Below are 22582 nucleotides of genomic sequence, written 5' to 3'. Positions count from 1 at the left end.
GAGCCTTCCCATGCACGCTGACACGGCGATCTCCCGCCAGCCCCTCGGGGGCGCTGATTCCTTCTTCATCCGGAGTGGCTACCGCAGTCGGAACCAGGTGGAGTACTTCCTGGACGAGGCGGACGACGCTATTACCTGGCAGCCCGACGTCTACCCCTACGCCGCCGCCCGGGCGAAGGAACTCGGCCGCGACGTTCTGATCGACATCGGCTGCGGGAGGGCGGGCAAGCTGGCGTCGTTAGCCAGTGAGTACCCGGCATGGACCTTCATCGGAGTGGACTTCGGAGACAACCTCCTCTGGTGCCGAGACAACCACTCCTTCGGGCAGTGGGTCGAGGCGGATCTCGAGTCGACCGAGGGGCTGCCCATCGCCCCCTCACTCGTACGCCGATCCCTAGTGATCTGCTCCGACGTGGTCGAGCATCTGGTGAATCCGATGCCCGTTCTGTCTTTGATCCGCGGCCTGCTGCACGAAGGCAGCGCCGAAGCCGTACTGTCCACGCCGGCTCGCGAGTGCCGTAGCGGTTATGACACTCCCGGCCCGCCCCGTAACCCCAGCCATGTGCGTGAGTGGGCGAGCGACGAGTTCCAGGCGCTGCTTCGCGCGTCGGGGTTCGCGATCCGTCACACCGGCCTCACCAGAAGCGACGACTTCTCCAACGGGCTGTCCACCCAGCTGCTCCTCGTCGGCGCGGAAGGAGCAGAGGGGGGACGACCGTGATGGCACCTCCCCGACGCAAGGGCATGCGAGTGGTGCACCTGCCGGCCCGGACCCCATATGCGTGGAAGCTGCGGAGTCGGGACTTCCACATCCTGAACGAGACGGAGATCCGGGGAGGTGAGACGGTGCCGGCAGCAGTCGGTGCCCAGTGGCTCCTCGAACACCGCCCTCTTAACTGGCTCGATGTCCTGCATCTGCACCACATCGATTTCGAAGACGTCACCACTCTGGAACGCCTGCTCGACGCGTGCCTGGAGGAGGGCGTCAACGTCGTCTGCACGGCCCACGACACGCGTCCCATGGTCGGTAGCGCCGGCGACTTCGTGGACCGGCTGCGGACGCTTCACTCGGCCGAGGTCGGTTGGGTGTGCCTGACAGAGGGCTCCGTCACGAAACTGACGGAGCTGATTGGTGAGTGTCCGGAGGCGGCTGTTATCCCGCACGGGTACGTCGCAGCGCCTGAGTCGCTGGTTGACCTGGAACGGGAGCCGTCCAGCTCGGCAGGCCGGTATCTCATGTTCGGAGCCTCACGAGCCAGCCGCGACCAGCTGTCCACCATGGCGAACTGGAGCCTCGGGACAACTGACCCGCGCGGCACGCTCCAGCTCTTGCTCCGCGCCTTCAGCCCCGCCGACTTCGCCGAGGGCGGCCGTGCCCCGCTACTCCTGGAGACTGCCCGGCGCGATCCTCGAATCCGGCTGACCATGCGTCCCTACCCCACAGACGAGGAGGTGGCCCAAGCCGGGCTGGCGTCGGACGCCCTCCTTCTTCCGTACCTCTGGGGGAGCCATTCCGGGCAGCTGGAGCTGGCATTCGACCTGAACCTGCTTCCGGTCTGTTCCCGCACCGGGCACCTGCCCGAGCAGTACGAGCGGCACAAGGGCATGGTTGAGGAACCTGAATGGTTCGACTGGTCGCACGGACACCCGAACCTGTTCGGCGAGAAATTTCTGACTGCCCTGGAAAACGCGACTGCTCGTCTCAGCCCCGGCTCACGACTTCTTGACCGTGACTTCCTGGAGTACCGAGCTCACGAGCACAAGACGATCCTCGACGACTACGCCCTTGTGTACGGGAGCGGCTTGTGAACTCCCTGCCACGTATTTCGTGCGTGATCTTGTGCCACAACTACGGCAGGTATCTCGACCAGGCCGTAACCAGCTGCTTGGAACAGGAGCCCGGGCGATACATCCTTCACGAAGTCATCGTCATCGACGACGGCTCTACCGATGAGACCGAAGAAGTGTGCCGCCGCCGAAAAGGCGACATCAAAGTAATCCGAAGAAGTCGACAAGGCTTCGGGCGAACCCTGACCGACGCCGCTCTCCTCAGTAGCGGCGACTGGGTGGCTCCGCTCGACGCCGACGACTGGTTCCACCCGGCGAAGCTGCGCACGTGCGCGGAGGCGATGGCATCGGCGAGGGAAGCGCTGTTCATCGAGCACTGGGAGAACGTCGTCGACTCCCTCGGCCACCCGAAGTTGAAAGAACCGCATCCGGGCGGCAACACAAGCACTCTCCTTGTGCACCGAGAGGCGGCCCTCAGCCTCTTGCCGGTGAGCAACGAGATCTTCTTCCATGCCTTGCGCGAGGCCGGCCGAGGTCTCGTTCTCCAGGACCCAGTGACCTTCTACAGGGTCCACCCGCGCAGCATGACTGACCGGAGCACGCCAGGGGTCTCACAGGACTATCGGGCTGAGGTGTGCTTCGCGCTTGCGGACCGGCTCCGTGCGATGCGTGGAAATCCTCCCCCATGGGCTAATGGCCGCCGGCTCGGAAGAATCTCGCGGCATTTTCGAGCACTCGCTTCAAGGCACGGAGTGGAATCCTCGTTACAGCGAGGGGAGCAACTTTCCGCCCTGTTTCTGATTCCAGGGATGCTCAAGGACACCATCTGGGCGCGGGACCCATTAGCTCCGTGGGTCCGGTCGCTTTCCAGTGTCATCATGGGACGGCCGCAGGTTCAGCTCACGACGGGCCAAGGGGAGTCGGCGCATTCTTGATCATTTCAGCCGCACGCCCAGAGCAGCGGTGATAAAATCGCCGCTTCCCATCCCTACTGGCCAGGCCAGTTGTCCGACGCAGGAGCGTATACGCGCCATGAGCCGTTTGAGTGAGTCCGTCACCAGTGTCATGCACATCCTCGATGGAGCGGACCTGGGCGCGGACTATACGGTCTCGCAGCTGCTCGACGAGACAACAGCCCGGCGCTCCCTGGACCTCTCCGACCTCTCCCCCCAGGAGCAGGCCGCGCTGGTCGAGGGGCGCGCCATCAACCTCATTCCGTCGGCGGCGGTACTCGCCGAGAAGATCGAGGCCGCGCGGTCGGAGGGACGTCAGTTCGTCATCAAGTACGGCATCGACCCGACCTCACCCGATGTCCACCTCGGCCACGCGGTGCCGATCATCATCGCCAGCCGGTTGCAGCGCATGGGCCACCACGTCGTCTTCATCATCGGCGACGTGACGGCGAAGATCGGTGACCCTTCGGGACGCTCCTCGGAACGGCCGGCTCTCACCGACGAGGACATCGCCCGCAACCTGAGCACGTACCAGCAGCAGGTCACGCCGTTCATCGACTTCGAGCGTGCCGATCTGCGTTTCAACGGTGAGTGGCTCAACAAGGTCAGCCTGCCGCAGCTCGTCGAGATCCTCGCCCGAGTGCCTGTTTCCATGTCGCTGCAGCGTGAAGACTTCCGCACCCGGCTCGCAGAGGGACAGGGGCTGTCGATCGCCGAGTTCGTCTACTCCGTCGTGATGGCGATGGACTCGGTGGCCATCACGGCTGACGTCGAACTGGGCGGAGTCGACCAGCTGCTGAACCTCCAGATGTGCCGCAAGGTCATGGAGATCTCGGAGCAGACGCCCGAGGTCGTCATCACCACCCCGCTCATCGAGGGGACCGACGGCACAGGCTCCAAGATGAGCAAGAGCAAGGGCAACTACGTGGGTCTGACGGCAACGCCTGATGATGTCTACGGTCGGCTGATGTCCATCCCCGACCACCTGACCGAGCCGTACCTCCAGCTCCTCACCGAGTGGACGGACGACGAGATCCGCGTGGTGACCAAGCGCCTGGAGGAGGGAACCGCGCATCCGATGGCAGTCAAGCGGATCCTCGCGGGTGAGGTCGTAGCCGCTCTCCACGGCCCGCATGTTGCCGCCGCCGCCCGCGCGGAGTTCACGGCCCGCTTCTCCAAGCGGTCCTTCGGGGACACCCAGAACCTCCCCGTCGTATCCATGAAGGAGCACTCCGAGGACACCCTCGGGGCCCTGATCAGCCGCACGCTGGACTTCGCCCCCAGCATCTCCGCCGTGCGCCGTGTCGCTCAGCAGAAGGGCCTGCGCCTTATCCGTGAGGCAGACGGAGAGCAGCAGACCACTCAGCTCACGGAGGCGTCCGTCCAGCAGGCGCTCGGCGCAGTGGTGAGCGAGGTCGGGGCACTCGACGGCGCCGATCTGTACCTCAAGGTGGGTCGCAAGGTGGCCCGCATCGACGCCTGAGACTGAAACCCGGCGCCGGCCCACATTGGTGGGTCGGCGCCGGCCCGTTTGATTTCTGTGCGACACGGTGAGGTCGAGCTGTCCGTGCGCGATGCGCGACCACTCCAGCGCGGGCCTGCCGCCCCATGGCGACCTCGTTCATGGAGTCCCACCGCGTTTGTACCCGACCCACAACCGGCCGCCGACCTGCTCCAGCACTTCGTCCACGGCTACCGCGAGGGACTCAATTCGCCCCTCCAACACTTCACGCAGGCCATCGTGCAGCCGCATGCTGAGCCCCGGCGCCGTGGTCTCAAGACGGCGTGCCAGCCATTTTCCGCCTCCGTTCCAGGATCCGCCGACAGCCAGCGCCAACTCGCCAGTTCGTCTGACCAGTTCGGTGGCAATGAACAGCCGTTCGCTTTGGTCGGTGCTCCCTGCGAGGTCGTCGAGGAGGTCGGTGATCGCGTAGCGGCAGTCGTCGATCTCTTCAGCCGACACCGTGGGCGGTCCCGCGACAGTCAGTTTGCGGGCCTCCGCTGCGAGGTGCGTCCCGACACCATCGGCGTCGAAGAGCAGCAGTCCGTCGGCACACATCCAGAGCAGCGGGGACCGGCGCTTGCGTACTTCCCGCTCGACGAACGTGTGCCACGTCGTTTCGGTGTGCACGAACATTTCCACCGGCCACTCACCGTGCCGGAGGCTTGCCCGATACGGGGCCGGGGATCCGTGGAGGAGCACCACGATGTCGAGGTCCGACATCGCCGTGCGGCGGCCCGTCAAGACGCTGCCTCCCAGGAACGCAGCCCGAGCGTCAGGGTGGTGTTCCTCTACAACGGCACGCGCCGCGTCGATCGCATCCATGCGGCAACTATTCAGCACTCTGCTTGTCGTGCGCACGGGGTTTCTTCGGTGATCCGGCAAGGCTGGCCCCCGGGGTCGGCTGCCGCTGCATTTGGCATGCGCTAGGTCGGAGGGCATGTGCCTGCGGTCGAGAAGGCGGCGGGCGGCCTGGGCCTGGCCATGCCTCGGTCGGCGGTGACATTTGACGCGGCTCACGTTGCTGCCTCACCGAGGGGCGTGGCTGGTGTTGACGGCTTCTATGCGGCGCTTTGGGCGACGTAGGAGCGTCGCGCGCGTCCCAGTTCGCCGGGGGCAGACAAGAAGGAGTCGCGAAAGACTGGCCAACGGGTGCAGAGGGATGTCAACGTAGATGACCTTCCAGAAGCCCAGGTCAGAGAGCTGGTCGGCGTGCCCACGGCTCCCACTAGCCGCGGTTGCTCCGCTCGTCTGTCTGGCTGAGAGCGAGATGCCGCCAGCTGGCTCGGGCGCCTGCCGCTCGAGGTAGCCGTAGCTCTGAACCGCAGGCTCCCGTCCGCTGCCGCGCCGCCCTCGCCGCGTTGCTGGCGGAACGTACACCCGCACCCAGCCCTTGGAGGCGCTCCTGTATCCCGACCCTCTGCTTGACCCGTCGACCCCGAAACGCGGTGCCCTGCCTGCGTACTGGGTCGGCCCCCGGCACCTGGCCGGCGATGACGGACGTCTTTACGATGCTGTCGCTGACACGCTCGCCGGCCTCGGCTGGACGAGCCTCGTGATCGTCCGCGGAAGGCAGGAGCTGAACGAGGCACCGGAGGACCGACAAGTTGTGCGCAGCACGGTCCTCCACATCAGCCCCGACACCCTCCGATGGGCCCAATGGGTGCTGCCGGATGAGCCATTTCACCTGGGTGAACTGCCGATCGCGTGGCAGATTTCCGCCCGGGGGTGCCCAGATAGCCCGCTTGCGAGCTGGTCGGCCTACTTCACCACCGGCATCCCTGGTGAGGTCCTCTCCGACTTTCTCCTCGCGCTCGACGCCGACGAACAGCCCACTACGGCGCTCATGGATCCCGAGCTCGTTATGGACGTTGTCGCGGAGCACGGCTGGCTCCGTGACGCGGACCAGCCCGACTCGGTGGCGATGCACCCCACCTTCACTTCCCGTCTCAGCTTCGGTGAGGTCCCACCGCTCATTCAGGACACCGATCCCCGCGCCCTTAGCGTCAAGGCGGAAGAACCAGGTGCAACAGGTTGGCAGGCGTGGGCTGAACTCGGTGTGCATGCCGGATATTTGTGGGCCGCATCGTTCAGTGCCAGCATGCCCCACAGCCTTGCTGCCGCGTTCGCCTCCTCGCTCAGCTCCACCGCACCGGTACTCCGCCGGGTGCTGCCGGAGAGCACGCGGGACCGGCTCTTGGGTGCCCCGGCTAGTTGAGCAGTACTCCGCGCTATGAAGCAGGGCCTCCCGGTCGGTAGGTCCTGCTCCGCGCTGGTCGATGTCCACCTCGGGAAGGCAGTGGCGACGGCTCGTGTGACTACTTGAGTTCGTGTGTGCATGCCGCAGGCCCGGCCGGTGTTTCCGGCCGGGCCTGCGGGCATGTGCGGGGCCAGGGCTCACGTAGATTGACGGGTGGCCCTGCGGGGGCTGTGCGACGGACGGAGCCCTGAAGCGCCGCCCGTTGGCGTGTAGCCGGTCAGTCCTGTTCGTGTCCGGCGCGGTCTTCGAAGGCATCGTCGGCCTTGAAGATCTCGACCAGGCGGTCGAACTCCGCGTAGTCCTCGTCAGTCATCAGGTCGTAGACGCTGCCCGAGAAGCCATCGGGGACTTGGTATGCGTACTTCATGTACAGGCCGATAAGGGCCTTTTGTACCGTCTGGGGTTCACTCATCCAGTCGCCCATCGACCGCATGTACGCGACTGCGATGTCCATCTCCGCCGGGGTGCAGGTGGTGATCAGATCGCATTCGGCAGTGGTGAACGGGCGCCCATCGTGATGGAAAAGCCGATCGGGCTCGTCGCCGCGGGAGACGTCTAGGTCGGTGATGAGAACGATTACGCGGGGTCGGATGTCGGTCTGGGCCATACAGGGGGTCCTTCCGGAGAGGGGGTTGAGGCATCAACTCTCCGGAAGATCGCCGGTTTGGCTAACCGGCGATCGTCGGCTATGTTGCCCCGCTTGTGGGTCAGCGCCGCCGATCCGGTGAGCGCTGCGGGGGAGGGGTTGCGGCCGGCGAACGGGCTGGGACACCGGAGCGTTGTGTGGCGCTGCGGGCCCTGGCCGCCTGGGCGCGGGGGCTGGGTGTGTGGCGCTGGCTGAGGCGGCGTATGCGCCAGGTCAGTGCTCGGGCGGGGTTGTGGGCGTCCTCCAGGGTGCGCTGGCTCAGTGCCTGGCTGAGGATGGTGGCCGCGTTGTGTCCTGTTGTTTCTGCTTCGGCCAGGACGGTGGCGAGCGCGTCCCAGGCGGGGTCGTTGAGGATGCGCTCGGCGTACTCCGGTACTGCCTGCTGGAGGTGGTGGGCGAGGCGGTGTTTCGTCTGCTGTGCGGGGGCGCGTCGCGCGAGGCCGGCCAGGACTGGCTCGGCGACCTGTTCGTAGGCGGCCCGCAGGTGCAGGAGGGTCCGCTCGGCGGCCTCTGCTTGCTGGGCGTGTTGGCGAGTGCGGTGCCAGTGGGCGGCGAAGGCCACCGCGGTGAATGCGGCGTCCAGGAGCATGGCGAACCCGGCACCGTCTTTGTCCTGGGGGCGGTCGCGCCAGATCGCTTGGATGCTGCGGCGAAGGACCCGGGTGCTGTCGAGGTCGGCGGTGATGCGGGAGCGGGTGGCGCGCTCGAAGAGGACGGCGGCCTGTTGCAGTTCGGCCCTGGCTGCGGTCGGTGCGGTAATCGGCAACAGGTCGAGTGCCGCACCGAGAGCCACCAGCTGGCCTTGGGCGGCGTGGTCGTCGTCGGCGGAGAGGTGGTGGGGAATGCGTTCGGTGGCGGAGGTGGCCTGGTGCCACGGGTTGCACGGCCGGACGGTGACAGGTTCAGGGCTGGTGGTGGTGAGACGTTCGCGGATCCGGGGCAGGGAGAGGTCGGGGGACAGGGTGGATCCTGCGAACCAGACGGGTTCGCCGTTCTCGTTGGTGTTGCCGGGCAGCGCGAAGTTGCAGCCGAGTGCGTCGCCGGACGGCGCACGATTGAGGCGCACGGTCACGCCAGTCGCCTCCAGCAGAGTGAAGAACTCTGCCTCGTCACCTGCGGCGGCGACTGCCCTGCGTACACGTATGCGGAGGACTTCGCGGGCCGTGGTGTCCTGGCCCAGGCGCTTGGCCTTGAAGAGTTCCTTGCTGGTCGGCCGCTTGGCGGCGGTTCCATCGCCCGCCTTCAACCGCCTTAGCCCGTAGTCGACTTCGATCTGCCGGGCTTCCTTCTGCACAGCCCGTTTGTCATGGTCGCGCTGGGGACGGCGGCCGTCCTGGCGCACCAGGGTGGCGGCGATGTGGATGTGATCGTCCGCGTGGCGCACGGCCACCCACCGGCATGCGTTCTCGTCGCCGCCGGGGGCGATGCCGGCGGCGGCCACGATCCTGCGGGCGATGTCCGCCCATTGAGCGTCGGTGAGGTTCGGGTCTTCGGGGGCGGCGCGGATGGGGCAGTGCCAAAAGGTTGTTTGCGGTGCGCGTTCGCCCAGCATCCGCACGGGCTGGTCGAGCTGGGTGGCGAGCTGCCTCTCCACCTCTTTGGGGTCGCGATGCGGGCTGCGGCCAGGGTCGGGGGCGAAGTCGTTCCAGGACGCCACCAGGTGTGGATCGACGTGCTCGTTGGCCTGCCCCTTGCCGAAGAGGTAGCGGATCAGACCGCGGGTGCCGCCCTGACCGAGGATGATCTTGGGTATCACCGTCTCACCGCCCCTCCATCACCCGGGCGACGGCACCATCCAGCGCTTGAACGGATGCCTCGACGCGGTGGAGGATCCGCAGGACGGTGTCGGCTGCGGGCATGTCACCGTCCTTGTTCAGGTGTCCGGTGAGCTGGTTGAGGTTGTTGCCGACCTGGCCGAGCTGCCCGTTGGCGGCGAGCAGCGCCTTTACGGTGGCGCGGTAGTCGGCCACGGCCGCAGTGGGGTCGTCGGCGCGTGCGGCGGCCAGCGAGCTCTCGGCGACGTAGCCGCCGGGTGCCATCTGACTGACGGCGGCAGCGCGCTGGACGAGGTCGAACTCGTGGTCGTTGTAGCGAGGGTGGACGCGGCGCTTGCGCAGCTGTCGATCACGCAGTCGACGGCGCGGCGCGGGCTTGTGCGGGACGAGCGGCGACGGGGCGCGGGTCCCTACCACGGTCGGCACCCCCGGGCCGCCCGATTCCGGTGCCGCCTCGGCGCCGGAAGCCTCCGCCTCCCCTGGGGCGGACGCCGGGTAAGGACTCCTTACCCGACAACTTGCTGCGCTTTGGGCTGGCGTGGCTCGGTTCACGTTCTGATGCTCTGGGCTGTTGGTGCACGAATCCTGCATGGAGAGCAGCTCCTGGTTGAGGGGGGAGGGCGGCGGACCAGGTCGACGTACGGGCAGCAGCCCCGCCTCCCGCTGGTTCGAGCGCAGAGCCGTAGGGGAGGGCCGTGCGTGCCTGGTCAAGCGGCGCGAAGGGGGCGGGGCCGTGGACCAGACGGGGTTGCTGGTCCACGGCCCCCGTGCGGCGTTCAGGGCTGACCGGATATCCGGTCAGCCCGTGGGGACGGCGGTCTCGGAACCCTGCTCTGCGGCCAGGAGGGCCTTGAGTTCGGTGAGCCGGTCCTCGGAGATGGTGAGTTCGGCCCTGCGGATGGCGTTCCGTAGCACGGCGCGGGTCGCTGTTCCGTGCATGGCGATGGCCGCGCGGCCGATCGCGAGCAGTTCGTCCATTTCGGCACCGGGAGGACGTCCGTAGCGTTGCGTCGTGGGGACGTCGCCCTCGTGGGACGGCTCGGTGATCTCGCGAGCGGGGACCGAATCGTGCAGGGGAAGTTGGTTCTGCACGGAACGAGGAGGCAGGGACTCAAGGCGAAGGTTGGAGTCGGCGTGTTCCGTGGCTTCCTCGCTCGTCAAGGCGAAGCCTGCCCCCGATCGGCCGAGCGGGGGAGTGGTCTCGACATGGCGCAGGGTGCCTTCGCTCGGGGTGAAGGCGGTCCAAGGCGATGGCAGTTCGATCGTGGCCAGCGCTGTCGCGTGACGGCGGACGGCAAGCTGGTGCAGCAGCACGTCGCGCTGGCGCTGGTCGCTTCCCACAGAGGCTTGGGCGACGGCGCGGGAAAGCCGTCGCGCGGTTCGCCGGCCTCGCCAGCCGGCGCGCTGCTTCGGGGTTCGCTCCGCAAGGTGCGCGGCTAGGGCGACGGCCCTGCGGGTGGCACGGTCGCGGCTGATCTGCGCGGCGTCACGATCGTGTTCGGCGACCCCAAGGCGCGAGAGGCCGCGTTCGCGTGCTTCGCGACTTATCCGGGCGAGGAGGCTGTGGGACGCCGCCTCGGGCGTGTGGATGCGCAGTTCGATGCCCATGGCCTGATGCCACAGCAGTGCGGCCATGACCGGTCCCACGAAGGCCCGCACCGTCCCGCCGACCACACCTGACTCGGCGTACGCGGGGATCACCTGTACGGCAGTGATCACCCAGGTCAGGACGCCGGGCAGGCCGGGTGCTTGCTTGGGGCCGTGCAGGTTCTGCCGCGCCAGCAGGGCCGAGGCGAAGAGGGCGAGTTCCGCGGCGGCGAACATCGCGGTGCGCTCGGTGGTGCCGCTCATGTCGAGGTAGTCGGCGGCGAACCTCCAGCTGGTGTCGGCGCTGTAGGCGGTACATCCGACCGCGGCCAGTGCGGCGACCCTGACCGCGGGCGTTCCGGACTGTCGCTTGGCGTGGTTTCGGGGAGCGTGTCGGTAGATCAGCCACCTGACCAGCAGCACTGTGCCGATGGCCAGGAGAGCGGCCAGGAGAGCGGCGAGCGCGATAGGTATCGCGTTCCAGTACCCGAGTGCGGGCATGGCAAGTTCCGTCATGCAGGGGTCTCCAAAGGGCCCGCCGCGCCGTGTGGGCAGGCGTGGGCGCGGGCGGGCGGTGTGGTGAACGTGAGCTGGTGAGGGACGGCGCCGTGCGGTCAGGCGGAGAGCTGGCGTCTGCGGTCGGCGCCGGTGAGGACGACGGTGGTGGTCATCTCGGCGAGACGGGAGGCGACGCGGTCGCCGACGGCGTCACGGAGCGCGGAGGTCGGCAGATTGGTTGTGAGGAGGGTGGGGAGCAGGTCGGTGTAGCGGCGGTTGATCAGCCGGTACGTGATCTCCTCGGTCCACTCCGACTGCTTGGCTGCGCCGAGGTCGTCCAGGATCAGCAGCGGGCAGGTGCTGAGGGTGGCGAGGTCGCGCTCGGCGTCGTGGCCGGGGCGTGGGCGCAAGCGGGCGAACAGGTCGGCCGTGGTGGCCGCCTCCCACCGCAGCCGTACCCCGGCGGTCAGCAGCGAGCGCACCGCGCCGTACGCCTGGTGCGTCTTGCCGGTGCCGGTGGGCCCGGCGATCAGCAGGGACGGTCCGAGTGCGATGCCCCGGGTGCCGCTCGGGCCGGGCCGTGCGGCGAGGGCCACTTCGTCGACCCAGGCGGCAACCTGCTGGTGGCCGGCGAGCGCGTGGCGGTAACGGGGCGGGATGCGGGCCGCGGCCAGTTCCAGCGCGGTCACCCGTTCCGAAGGAGCCTCGGCAGGTGACGTAGTTGGATCGATGCCCCGTTCGGCGAGGATCGTGCCGAGGCGGGCGGCGAGGGTGTTCATGCGCTGCGGCTCCCGGCTGGTGATGGCTGTGGTCACAGCTGACCCCCGTAGGCCGCCTCGACGTCAGCGGGTGCCGGATTGGTCCATGCCCGGTGCGGGGCGGCAGCTGCCCGTGGAGCGTTCATGGCCTCGTCGACCAGGCTCGGCAGCAGCCCAGCGGACAGCCCCTTGCTACGCATGCGGTCCATCCCGGCCCTGATGTGGTCGGGGGAGAATCCCTCGCCGAGCAGTTTGCTGACCACCTTGCCGAGGTGGCCGAGGACGTCGCTGGGCGGGCGGTGTTGGCATGCGGCGACGTGCTCGGCGACCAGGTCCTTGGCCGAGACCGAACCCGAGACGGCAGGGGGCGTGGGGGCGCTTGCGCTCCCCACCGGAGGTGATCCTAGATCCAGGATCCTAGGTCCTAGATCCGGACCCTGAGTCCTCAGCGCAGTCTCCCAGCGTTGTGGTGAGGGCTCACTGAAATTGCCCTGACCTGCGGTTTCCCGGTTCACGGAGGGCTCGCTGCGTCCGCGTGACGCACCAGGGCGTCCACCGTGAGGGCTCACGGCCTGTTCAGGGAGGGCTCCGTGAACAGACGAGGTCGTCTCGTCCGACCGGCTGCCCTGGTGGCGCGGGCAGGCCGGGCAGCGGCTGCCGCTGGGCCGGTTGATCTTCTGGTGGCGGGCCCAGGTGGCGATGTGCAGGTACCGCTTGCCGTCGTCGCCTTCGTACCGGCAGATCAGACCCGCACTGTCGAGCTGCGTGAGGTCGTCCTCGACCTCCAGGGGGCCGTGCTCGGGGCGCAGGGACCACAGGGCGCCAGCGATGACGGCAGCCTGGTCGCGGAAGCGGCCGTGGTCGTCCGCCTGCGTAAGCAGGCCGAAGAAGGTCCGCTCGGCATGGACGCTCACCGCGGCGAGCGACTCGGAGATGAAGGCTTCCGGCTTGATGGTACGTATCCGCGCCATGTCTATCGCCCCGCCTTCGCGGGCCGAGCAGGCGAGTTCGGCGACGGGGATGCGACTACGGCCGTGAAGGCAGTAGCTTGTTGGGGCATGCACAGTTCCTCACCCGGTGGCGTTATGACCGCCACCGTCTTGATCGTTCAGGTACAGGCGATATCGGTAGGGACTTCTTGGCCCCCGGCGTTGGCCCGCCGGGGGCTTCTTCATGTGCCCGGAGCCGCAGGGGTTTCCGGGCGCATGGCCAAGACAGCCACATCTTCCCCGCACAAGTCCAGCATTCCGCCGAGAAAGCAAACAGCTGTCGGCGAACGTGTCGTGCGCGGCTTCCTTAAAACGGTAGACCCGAATCGCCGGTTGACCAAGAAGTTGCATAAATCGGGCAGTTGGCAAGCGAATCCATGGGCGGCGCTGGTGAGCGCGCGATGCAAGATGCCCACGTCGAGCACCACGTACGTGCTACCAGCATGACGGCATCAGGTGATTTGGTCATCCGCCAATTCCGGTCTATGTTGCGCCGCTCGCAAGGCGCCTGGGGACCAGATCTGACAAAAAAGATGCGCAACATAGCAGCACATCGCCGGTTACCCAAACCGGCAATGCAGAGCTACAACTGACCCATGCCTGAAAGTCCCTTGGGAATTGGTCCGGCCGGCGTGCTGACCGCCCGCGCCATTACCCGTGCCCGCACAGCACGCGGATTCGCCCAGCGCCAGCTGGCCGAACGGGTCACCGCGCTCGGCCGACCCATGACCATCACGATGCTGTCCCGTATCGAACGCAGACAGCGCCGCTGCGATGTCGACGACCTCGTCGCCATCGCAGTTGCTCTCGGCCTCTCCCCGCTCGCCCTGCTCGCCGAGACGAGTTAGCGGAACGAGCCCCCCAACAGCGCTCCCCGGGTGGGCCAACACCCGGCCGTCGCTGCGCACATGACCTCGCCCGTACCTGAACCACCAAGACCGGCGTATCCGTCTCCGGACGGCCGCGCCAGAGAAGGAACCTCCTTGCGCCGAGAGGCCATTCCCCCTGCCCTGTTGACGTTCCGCCTCCGTACCGCGAAGGAGGCGATCTCGCATGGCTGAGCAGCCAGGCACCGGCGTAGCGCCGCCCCGCCTCTACCGTCCCGAGGACATCGCTGCTGTTCTCGGCTGCTCTGCCTGGTGGGTCAAGGACAGGGCCCGCCGGCGACTGATCCCCTTCACCCGGGTCGGCCGCGCGTACCGCTTCACCGCAGAGCACCTCGCAGAGATCATCCGCCTCCACGAGGAACGGCCCGCACGGGCACACCAGCCCGTCCCAGCTCGGACCGCCGTCAAGGCCGATGCCCAGCAGGCGAACGCGCCGCAGCGTGCCGCGCCCACAACCCGTCTGCGGGCGCGGCCTCCGGTCCGCGCCAGGCAGAGCCAGTTCAGCATCGTCGTCTGACGCGACCGCGTATCAAGGGAGAGGAGGAGCGTGGGTTTCGCGGAGAAGCGTGCGAACTACTGGCGTGGCCGGTACAAGACCGCACCTGGGAAGCACCTCACGGTCGTCGACGAGGGCGGCAAGGCGATCAAGTTCGCCACCAAGGGCGAGGCTCAGCGCGCCGCGAGCGAGGCCGAGAACAAGTACCGGCGCGGCGACTGGCGTGACCCGGCACTCGGCCAGGAGACCTTCGGCGAGTACGCGAGCCGCTGGTACGACACCCAGGACCTGGCCGCATCGACGATGCAGAACTACAAGCGCCACATCGAGGAACACCTGCTTCCCGACTTCGGGGACCAAGCGCTCGCCGGCATCCTGCGCTCGGACGTCGACCGGTGGGAGAAGAAGGAAAGGGCCCTGTACGCGGCCTCCAGCGTCAAGACCTGGCGCTCGACGTTCCACCTGATCTACGAGGACGCGATCGATGAAGGGCTGATCACGTCGAACCCGGCGACCAGGCGGCGTGGGCGGGGCAAGCGCGCGGGCCGCTCCCGTGACCGAGGCCCGGAGAAGGTCGTCACCGATCCGCTCGGCATCCTGTTGATCGCCGAACGAGCAGCACTGCTGTCAGGCCGAGATGACGAGTTCGTCGCCGTAGTCCTCAAGGGATACACGGGCATGCGCTGGGGCGAAATAGTCGGCCTGGAGACCGAGTTCGCTCGACCTGGCTCCGTCCGTGTCGAATGGCAGCTGTACGAACTGGACTCGGGCGAGATGGTGCGCTGCCCGCCCAAGGACGACAGCTATCGCACCCTCGACTCGATGGACTGGCTGTCCGCCCTGGTCGCCAATCACGTCGCCCGCACGAAGCCGACGCCCTGCCCCTGCCACGGTAGGACCTACGTCTTCCGCGGGCAGGGCACGGCTCGTACGGGCGGCCACCACGGTGCGAAACTCGTCGACGTTGCACGCCGTGCCGAAGTCTCCACGGGGACGGTGTCCAACGTTCTCAACCACCCCGATCGCGTCGCCGAGCCGACGCGAATACGGGTGGAGGAGGCCATCACGGACCTCGGGTTCGTACGAGGCGGCGCAGTGGTGGAACCTGCGGCCCACTGGCGCAGGAACGGTTTCGCAACGTGGCTGTTCACCCCAGCGGTATCGGGCTGGTATCCGAAGAAGGCCCCGCAGGAGGCACGACCCGTGCCGCTTCTCGGCGAACCGTGGCCAGGAGTCCCCGCGCGAGGGCGCGGCGCCGGCCAACGGGCCGACGCCTGCTGGCTCCCGATTGCCAAGGGCCTCACCCCTCACGGACTGCGCCACACCCATAGGACCGTGATGGAGGACCTCGGCACCGAGAAGGTCCTCATGGACCAGCGCATGGGGCACATCGACGGCTCCGTCTCGGCGCGCTATGCCCACGTCACCCCTGGCATGCGTAAGCGCCTCATGCTCGGCCTGACCGAGCAGTGGGAAGCAGCACTCGCTGCCCGCCTGGCGATGCGCCCTACCTCGCCCGTGCACGTGCTCGACGACCTCCTGCGTGCACGCAGGTAGCACAGGCCGAGGCGAAGCCTGGGCGGTGAGAGGCACCCGGACTTCGCTGTTCGCAGGGTGGCGCCGGTCCGGAGCGCCTGGCTTGCTGGAAGAGGCTTCTCGGATCATATGAATCACCCTTCGGTCTCGCATGAGGACAAGGGGTGCGCAACCACGGACATACGGGCCCTAATATGAGGACCGCCTCGGCCGTCCGAGACTCGCTTGGCCGCCTGTCTCAGACGGCCGAGCGCGTTTCCGTACGTGCCCGGCCGAGGGATAAAACGGCTCGCCGGGGAAGCACCCGGGTGCCATACGATTGCGACGGCTTGCAGAGCCGACCTCACTACGCGTGACACGGTTGAGCGACCTGAGCGGTCGCACCTGCTGCACTCTCCCGACCTGGGCCCGCCGTGGCACTGTCACCGGCGCCGTACGAAATGGAGCATCCAAGGATGGCTCGACACCTGGTAACCAGCGCGCTTCCCTACATCAACGGGATCAAGCACCTGGGCAACATGGTCGGGTCGATGCTTCCGGCGGATGTGTACTCCCGGTACCTCCGCCAGCGCGGTCACGACGTCCTGTACATCTGCGCCACCGACGAGCACGGGACACCGGCCGAGCTGGCGGCCAAGGCGGCCGGACTGTCGGTGGCGGAGTTCTGCGCGCAGGCCCACGACGCGCAGAAGGCCGTGTACGACGGCTTCCAGCTGGCCTTCGACTACTTCGGACGCAGCTCTTCTCAGCAGAACGTCGAGATCACGCAGCACTTCGCGCGCCAGCTGCACAAGAACGGCTTCATCGAGGAACGTGCGATCCGCCAGGTGTACTCGCCGGTCGACGGCCGCTTTCTGCCGGACCGGTACGTCGAGGGCACCTGCCCGCACTGCGGCTACGACAAGGCCCGCGGCGACCAGTGCGAGAACTGCACCCGCGTCCTCGACCCGACCGACCTGCTGAACCCCCGTTCGGCGATCAGCGGCTCCACGGAGCTGGAGGTCCGCGAGACCAAGCACCTGTTCCTGCTCCAGTCCAAGCTTCAGCACGAGGTTGAGGCGTGGGTCGCGCGGCACGAGGAGCAGTGGCCGCAGCTGTCCTCCTCCATCGCCCGCAAGTGGCTCACCGAGGGCCTGCACGATCGGGCGATTACCCGTGACCTGGACTGGGGCGTCCCGGTTCCGTCCGACACCTGGCCGGAGCTCGCGGCCGAGGGCAAGGTCTTCTACGTCTGGTTCGACGCCCCGATCGAGTACATCGGTGCGACGAAGGAGTGGTCGGACGCCGGCCCGGATGGCGAGACCCGCGACTGGAAGTCGTGGTGGTACGAGGCTGACGACACCGTGCGCTACACCCAGTTCATGGCCAAGGACAACGTCCCGTTCCACACGGTGATGTTCCCGGCCACGGAGCTCGGTGTCCGCGAGCCGTGGAAGAAGGTCGACGTCGTCAAGGGCTTCAACTGGCTCACGTACTACGGCGGCAAGTTCTCCACCTCCCAGAAGCGGGGCGTCTTCACCGACGCCGCGCTGGAGATGCTGCCGGCTGACTACTGGCGCTACTTCCTGATCGCCAACGCCCCCGAGTCCGACGACTCCTCATTCACCTGGGAGCACTTCGCCGCCACGGTCAACAAGGACCTGGCCGACACTCTGGGCAACTTCGTCAACCGGGTGCTGTCCTTCTCCCGCAAGCGCTTCGGGGACGACGTCCCTGCGGGCAATGCGGCCGGCGAGGCGGAGGCACGGCTGGGCGAGGAGATCGCGCGGCTGCTGGCTGAGTACGAGGAGCACATGGAGGCTCTCCAGTACCGCAAGGCTGGGGCGGCGTTGCGGGCCCTGTGGTCGGCAGGTAACTCCTACCTGGAGGAGAAGGCCCCCTGGCTGGAGATCAAGACCGACCCGGAGGGTGCGGCCCTGACCCTGCGTACGGCGATGAACCTCATCCACCTCTACGCGATCGTCTCCGAGCCGTTCATCCCGGCCTCGGCCGCCGCCATGCGCGGTGCCTTCGCCCTGGATAGCGACACCGCGACCTGGGTGACCGCCGAGCAGGCCAAGTCCCTGGACGCTGTCCCGGCCGGTACAGCCTTCACCGTGCCGCCGGTGCTCTTCGCGAAGATCTCGGAGGAGGACCTGGAGTCCTATCGTGCGCGCTTCGGCGGAGCCGACGTCTGACGGGCCTCTAATGTGCTCGTACCGATCCCGGCTTCATCGGGCGGTACGGGCGCGGAGGCGCCCGTACGGTTCATGGGGCGCCGAGTTGCCGAACCGATCCGATGGTTGCCCTCGTTGAACTCGGCCTACGGCACGTTTCCGAAGCCGGGCAGTCGCTCGAAGCCGAAGTGAACCGGCGCCAGCCCTGACCGACGGGTCGGCGCCGTCCTCTTCCGCCGGAAGCAGTTGGGCCTGCGGCCGACCTTGGGTGCTGTGCTGCGCATGTGCTGCAATGGCCCATGCTCAGGCCACGGCCGGACTGGCCCCATGGCGTTCGTAGAGCCGTTTCACCTGCTTGATCCAGAACTCGAACTTCTCGTCCGAGGAGGCACTCATGGGCAGAAGCTGCAGGTCCTTGGCCAACTGATAGAAACCGGGTCCAGCGTCGTTGGCACCCAGGTAATTCACCAGTGCCGAGAGCATGACAGGAGGGTCGGAGGGTGCGATCTCCCGATCCTGGCCCACGATCCGTCCCAGCAGATGCCCCATGGCCGCCCGCTCATCAGCACGCTCGAAGTCGAATGCACGGCAGCCGGTTCGCCTGGCCAGAGTGACGCTGAGCTCTGTGTATGAGGTGAGCTTGCCAAGTTTCGCGCGTTCGACGAGGAATCCCCGCCCGGCCTCCACCAACATGTCCCACTCGTTGTCTGCGCGGCCGTACCCAGGCATCCCGCCCCCTCCGAGCCAAACCGATCTGTACGCGGAAACGTACAGTGACGCCGCGACTACCGCAATCGCTCATGTGGTGGGGGAACGGCCGCGCTCGCACGGCAGGGATGCCCCGGCCCAGCCGGGGCCGGAGCAGGGGACAATCGCCAGTTGGGCATGTCGTCCCAGCCCCTGAAGCCTCAAGCACTGTCTAGTTCGATGGCCGATGGCTCCCGCTCAGAGGTGAGGTCGTACTCGGAGAACTCCCAGGCGATGATTTTCGCGTCCTCCGGGACCCGGTAGACGAATAGCATTTCATCCTTGAAGCCCGGCTGGAGCTGTTCGTTGCACTCGGGATTGCCCGCGACTTCGTACAGGTCATCGATGGTGTCGTAGCGCCGGTCTTGCTCGTCGAGCAGGTTGTTCACGATGGGCAGCGAACAGGTGAGGTCCATGCTGGCCTTGGTGTCGTTGAACACCACGGTCTCCAGGATCACGTACTTGGCGCCGCCTCCTGCCTTCTTCACCGCGCCGGCCACGTTGATCGACTCGGTCTCCCGGACCTTGGCGACCGTGACGACGGCGCCGCCGTTGCGGGCCTCGTCACCGATCTTGAAGTCGGCCGGTCGACTCGGGGCGGGGGATGTCGTCGCGACGGGTGTGGTGTCAGCGCGGGGGCGGTCGTCCTGCCAGATCGAGGGCGATGGGTCGGCTGAGGCGTGGGGAGTACCTCCTCGGCCTTCGGTAGCGGTATAGACGAGGGCGGCAGCAGTCACCGTCAGCGCGCCGGCCAGGCAGAACGTGGCCGTCTTCCACGGGTTCCTGACGTCCTTGCTGGGACCTGGAAGTCGTTCAGGCATCGGGGGTATTTGGCTGCTCACTGCAGTCCTCTCATGGATGGCCGGGCTCGCCAGGAGGGCCGATCTGTATGACGGCACCGGCCGCACGGAATCCACAGGGCCATCCGGAAGGACTCGGGCTCGCCAGTGGCGCTGACGATAGCAACGCCACAAGGGAGGAGGCGTCATTCGCGCCGCACGCAGGCACACCTCGCCTTCCGGACTGACCGTGGCGCTGTTCTTCCAGCCTGTCGGCGAGTGAATGTGAACTACGGGCAACCCTCGCGCCCAACTGGCGTTGAGAGTAGGGCGAGTTTGCAGGCCCCCCGGAGGACGGGTGAGCAGCGCGGGCCCCCGGTCTTTGAGTTTCGAGTAGGGCCTGCTGCCAGTACTTGGTGCCTTCACCACCCTCGCCGACCCACAGCCTAAGGATGTCCCTCGCACCCTCCACGGACCTCGCCGGACGCGTATTCTGCTTCATGATGTTCCTCCCCAGAAGGCTCGTCGGCGCTAACTAGCGCTTCCAGTCCGGGGGTTGCACCTCTCACCGCAAAGACCCGGCGAATCTGGCCGAGGCCACGGAGGGAAGCTACAAGATTTCCTCGTCCAGCGGCGCAGACTCATGGCCGCGTTCACCCGGGACTGCTCCCAAGCACTCTGATACCGAGGCGACGACATGACTCTCTCTGCTTACGAACTACGCGAGTGGGACCGGCTCCAGGAGCGAAAGGCAGCTGCTCTCAGCAAGCGGGCGAGGATCTTCCTCCCGCCGCAGGCCCGGGAACGCCTCGCTTCGCTGGGAGAGAAGGCTAGGAGCGCCCCGGGCGCCGACAAAGTGGCTGCCGCCTACGGCGGAGCCGCAAAGGGGCTCGGCAAGGCCGTGGGAGGCACCGCGAGCCGGACAGTGAGCGAGAAGCGTGTCGTTGGGCAGTATCGACGTGCCGGACACGACATCGCCGGGTTGGACGAGATTCGTGAGCTCGATTTGCGGGTCCTCGACGAAGTCGCAAGACACAACTTGGTTCGGTACGGCCACGCCCTCTCCGCAGCGGCTACAGGGCTTGGGTCGGCGGCAGTCGTGACAGGGGGAGAGGTGCTCGCCAGCGCCGGAACAATCGCGGGCGCGGGCGCGGGCGCCGCACCTGGAATCGGAACCGTAGCCGGGGCGATGGTTGCCGACACTGCGATGATGCTCAGCCTTGCCACTCGAACGGTCGCCGCCACAGCTCTCTACTACGGCTACCACCCGAACGATCCCGAAGAGGAACTCTTCGTGATGTCCGTGATTGCTCTAGGAATGTCCACGGGTACATCGGCGAAGACGGCCGCCTACGCCGAACTGTCGCAACTCACCCAGTTGCTTGTCAGGAATGCTCCTTGGGCCAAGTTGAACGAGAAGGTCCTCACCAAGATCGCCCAGACCTTCGCGGCGAAGTTCTCGCAGCAGCTGCCGAAGAGGAAGCTCGGGCAGTTCGTGCCCATCGCGGGCATGGCTGTCGGCGCAGGGCTGAGCTACATGCTCATTGATCGGATCGCTGTTTCGGCGCGCGACGCGTATCGCGAGCGCTTGTTGATCGAGAAGTCAGACGGCGACCTGACCGATGGTCCGAACTACGGCGACGCCGGCCTTGCGCAGGATGATGACGCGATCGGCGTGATGGAGTTGCTCCGGGAGGAGGATGCTCTGCCGACGCCTACCCCGTCCGACTTCGAGGAGCAGCCGGACAACTGAGCGCGGTGAATACCGCAGCAGCCGCGCGGCCCTGCCAGTGGTCACCACAGGGCCAGGTAGGGCGCCCTGGTTTGTCGGAGAGAGCCGCAGCCCTTCGTCGGTCAGCCCGGAGGGCGGAATCGACGCTACTGCTTGGTAACCATCAAGAGGTGGGCCGCTCTGCCCCTCACCCGCCCTGCGGCATAAGTCGAAGGACGTGTCCGATCGGAGTAGGGCTCCGCGGTTGGCCTCCAGCGGCCCAGCAGGGAGCCGTTTGGGAGCCGCCTCGCGGACTCGGCTCCCAAACGGCTCCCAAGACGCCCCCGGAAACCACTCAGGGGCCTGATCCACTAAGTGGATCAGGCCCCTGACCTGGTGTTTCAGCTGTCGGGGTGGCGGGATTTGAACCCACGACCTCTTCGTCCCGAACGAAGCGCGCTGCCAAGCTGCGCTACACCCCGATGTCCACCGAGTGTCCCGGCGACATCGATTACTTTAGCCCACTGGCGCCCGGAGGCGAAATCCGGTTTTTGTGCCCGGGCGGATGTCTCAGTCGCGGGGCGTCAGTGTCAGCAGGGTCGCCTCGGGCGGGCAGGCGAAGCGGACCGGGGTGTAGCGGTTAGTGCCGCAGCCCGCCGAGACGTGGAGGTAGGCGCGCCGCTCGCCGACCGTGTGGTCGGAGAGGCCCTTCACGCGGTCCGTGTCCAGGTCGCAGTTGGTGACGAGTGCGCCGTAGAAGGGGATGCAGAGCTGCCCGCCGTGGGTGTGACCGGCCAGGATCAGGGGGTAACCGTCCGCCGTGAAGGCGTCCAGGGAGCGCAGGTACGGGGCGTGGACCACGCCGATCGAGAGGTCCGCGCCAGCCTCGGGGCCACCGGCCACCTCGGCGTAACGGTCCCGCTTGATGTGGGGGTCGTCCAGGCCGGTGAAGGCGATCTCCAGCCCGTCGGCCTTGATCCGGCCCCTGGTGTTGGAGAGGTTCAGCCAGCCGGCTTCGTCGAAGGCGTCCCGCATCGGCTCCCAGGGGTTGTGGACGACGTCGACCGCCGGCGCGTTCCCGTTGAGCCCGTGCTTGCCCTGCGTCTTCTCGAGGAGATAGCGGACCGGATTGCGGAGCTTCGGTCCGTAGTAGTCGTTGGAACCGAAGACGTAGACCCCGGGGAACTCCATCAGCGGGCCGAGCGCGTCGAGCAGCTCGGGCACCGCCTCCGGGTCGGAGAGGTTGTCGCCGGTGTTCACCACGAAGTCCGGGCGCAGACCCGCCAGCGACTGCAGCCAGGCGCGCTTCTTGCGCTGGCCGCTCACCATGTGGACGTCGGAGACCTGGAGTACGCGCAATGGGCGTGCCCCCTGCGGGAGTACGGGAATCGCGATCCGGCGGAGGCGGAAGGAGCGTGCCTCGAATCCGGCCGCGTACACGAGACCGGCGGCACCGACCGCTGCGCCGACTGCCGTGACTTTCAGGGGTACTCCGTAGCGTGCGCGCATGGGCCC

20 protein-coding genes and 1 tRNA gene are annotated in these 22582 nt (G+C 67.2%); 10 read left to right on the top strand and 11 right to left on the bottom strand.

All coding sequences use genetic code 11. The features are described from left to right. The first annotated feature begins 10 nt into the window (after positions 1-10). The 4 genes from JOC24_RS05080 (at position 11) to tyrS (ending at position 4224) form a co-directional block, all read left to right on the top strand. Complete coding sequence (locus JOC24_RS05080; protein WP_205018899.1) at positions 11-721, top strand: class I SAM-dependent methyltransferase; 711 nt, start codon at positions 11-13, stop codon at positions 719-721. 23 nt (positions 722-744) lie between these two features. Further along, the gene (locus tag JOC24_RS05075; RefSeq protein WP_205019318.1) at positions 745-1809 is read left to right on the top strand and encodes a hypothetical protein; all 1065 of its coding nucleotides are present in this window, start codon (positions 745-747) and stop codon (positions 1807-1809) included. Beyond that, positions 1806-2723, top strand: a complete 918-nt coding sequence (locus JOC24_RS05070; RefSeq protein ID WP_205018898.1) for a glycosyltransferase family 2 protein — start codon at positions 1806-1808, stop codon at positions 2721-2723. The genes JOC24_RS05075 and JOC24_RS05070 overlap by 4 nt, the downstream gene beginning before the upstream one ends. A gap of 97 nt (positions 2724-2820) precedes the next feature. Beyond that, positions 2821-4224, top strand: a complete 1404-nt coding sequence (gene tyrS, locus JOC24_RS05065; RefSeq protein WP_205018897.1) for a tyrosine--tRNA ligase — start codon at positions 2821-2823, stop codon at positions 4222-4224. 138 nt (positions 4225-4362) lie between these two features. On the opposite strand, the gene JOC24_RS05060 is transcribed toward tyrS, so the two are convergent. Further along, positions 4363-5067: a nucleotidyltransferase domain-containing protein gene (locus JOC24_RS05060; RefSeq protein ID WP_205018896.1), complete on the bottom strand. Its 705-nt coding sequence runs from the start codon at positions 5065-5067 to the stop codon at positions 4363-4365. A gap of 568 nt (positions 5068-5635) precedes the next feature. On the opposite strand from JOC24_RS05060, the gene JOC24_RS05055 reads away from it, so the two are divergent. Further along, complete coding sequence (locus JOC24_RS05055) at positions 5636-6460, top strand: SPDY domain-containing protein (RefSeq protein WP_205018895.1); 825 nt, start codon at positions 5636-5638, stop codon at positions 6458-6460. 259 nt (positions 6461-6719) lie between these two features. Here the strand turns inward: JOC24_RS05055 and JOC24_RS05050 are convergent, their stop codons facing one another. The 6 genes from JOC24_RS05050 to JOC24_RS05025 all read right to left on the bottom strand — a co-directional run bounded on the left by JOC24_RS05050 (position 6720) and on the right by JOC24_RS05025 (position 12737). Further along, complete coding sequence (locus JOC24_RS05050) at positions 6720-7109, bottom strand: hypothetical protein (RefSeq protein ID WP_205018894.1); 390 nt, start codon at positions 7107-7109, stop codon at positions 6720-6722. A 100-nt stretch (positions 7110-7209) separates the two neighbouring features. Further along, complete coding sequence (locus JOC24_RS05045) at positions 7210-8904, bottom strand: relaxase/mobilization nuclease domain-containing protein (protein WP_205018893.1); 1695 nt, start codon at positions 8902-8904, stop codon at positions 7210-7212. Positions 8905-8908: 4 nt separating this feature from the next. Further along, positions 8909-9349, bottom strand: a complete 441-nt coding sequence (locus JOC24_RS05040; protein WP_205018892.1) for a plasmid mobilization relaxosome protein MobC — start codon at positions 9347-9349, stop codon at positions 8909-8911. Positions 9350-9721: 372 nt separating this feature from the next. Then, positions 9722-11026, bottom strand: coding sequence for a hypothetical protein (locus JOC24_RS05035; RefSeq protein ID WP_205018891.1), 1305 nt, complete (start codon positions 11024-11026; stop codon positions 9722-9724). Positions 11027-11124: 98 nt separating this feature from the next. After that, positions 11125-11823 (bottom strand): ATP-binding protein, encoded by a 699-nt coding sequence (locus tag JOC24_RS05030; protein WP_205018890.1) that lies wholly within the window; start codon positions 11821-11823, stop codon positions 11125-11127. Continuing rightward, positions 11820-12737 carry a hypothetical protein gene (locus tag JOC24_RS05025; protein WP_205018889.1) on the bottom strand — a complete coding sequence of 306 codons (918 nt, stop codon included), beginning with the start codon at positions 12735-12737 and terminating at the stop codon, positions 11820-11822. Before JOC24_RS05025 ends, JOC24_RS05030 begins: the two co-directional genes overlap by 4 nt. Positions 12738-13351: 614 nt before the next feature. Here JOC24_RS05025 and JOC24_RS05020 point away from each other — a divergent pair. From JOC24_RS05020 to metG, 4 genes are all read left to right on the top strand, one after another. Further along, entirely contained in the window at positions 13352-13603 is a 252-nt protein-coding gene (locus JOC24_RS05020; RefSeq protein ID WP_205018888.1) for a helix-turn-helix domain-containing protein, read from the top strand. Between the two features lie 205 nt (positions 13604-13808). After that, entirely contained in the window at positions 13809-14159 is a 351-nt protein-coding gene (locus JOC24_RS05015) for a helix-turn-helix domain-containing protein (protein ID WP_205018887.1), read from the top strand. Positions 14160-14189: 30 nt separating this feature from the next. Continuing rightward, positions 14190-15695: a LacI family DNA-binding transcriptional regulator gene (locus JOC24_RS05010; RefSeq protein WP_205018886.1), complete on the top strand. Its 1506-nt coding sequence runs from the start codon at positions 14190-14192 to the stop codon at positions 15693-15695. 434 nt (positions 15696-16129) lie between these two features. Continuing rightward, a complete protein-coding gene (gene metG / locus JOC24_RS05005; RefSeq protein WP_205018885.1) occupies positions 16130-17851 on the top strand; it encodes a methionine--tRNA ligase in 1722 nt (573 codons plus the stop codon). 282 nt (positions 17852-18133) lie between these two features. Here the strand turns inward: metG and JOC24_RS05000 are convergent, their stop codons facing one another. After that, positions 18134-18523: a hypothetical protein gene (locus JOC24_RS05000; protein ID WP_239579758.1), complete on the bottom strand. Its 390-nt coding sequence runs from the start codon at positions 18521-18523 to the stop codon at positions 18134-18136. A gap of 215 nt (positions 18524-18738) precedes the next feature. After that, positions 18739-19398, bottom strand: a complete 660-nt coding sequence (locus JOC24_RS04995) for a hypothetical protein (protein ID WP_205018883.1) — start codon at positions 19396-19398, stop codon at positions 18739-18741. A gap of 655 nt (positions 19399-20053) precedes the next feature. Here JOC24_RS04995 and JOC24_RS04990 point away from each other — a divergent pair. Then, positions 20054-21109, top strand: a complete 1056-nt coding sequence (locus JOC24_RS04990) for an EcsC family protein (RefSeq protein WP_205018882.1) — start codon at positions 20054-20056, stop codon at positions 21107-21109. 366 nt (positions 21110-21475) lie between these two features. Here the strand turns inward: JOC24_RS04990 and JOC24_RS04985 are convergent. Both JOC24_RS04985 and JOC24_RS04980 read right to left on the bottom strand, forming a co-directional pair. Beyond that, positions 21476-21549: transfer RNA gene (locus JOC24_RS04985), tRNA-Pro, on the bottom strand. A gap of 88 nt (positions 21550-21637) precedes the next feature. Further along, positions 21638-22576: a metallophosphoesterase gene (locus JOC24_RS04980; protein ID WP_205018881.1), complete on the bottom strand. Its 939-nt coding sequence runs from the start codon at positions 22574-22576 to the stop codon at positions 21638-21640. Between the last annotated feature and the right edge of the window lie 6 nt (positions 22577-22582).

Origin of the sequence: Streptomyces sp. HB132, assembly GCF_016909575.1 — a bacterium.
Classification (GTDB): domain Bacteria; phylum Actinomycetota; class Actinomycetes; order Streptomycetales; family Streptomycetaceae; genus Streptomyces.
The sequence above is the reverse complement of the archived record's forward strand: the minus strand, read 5'-3'. Positions and strand labels throughout refer to the sequence as shown.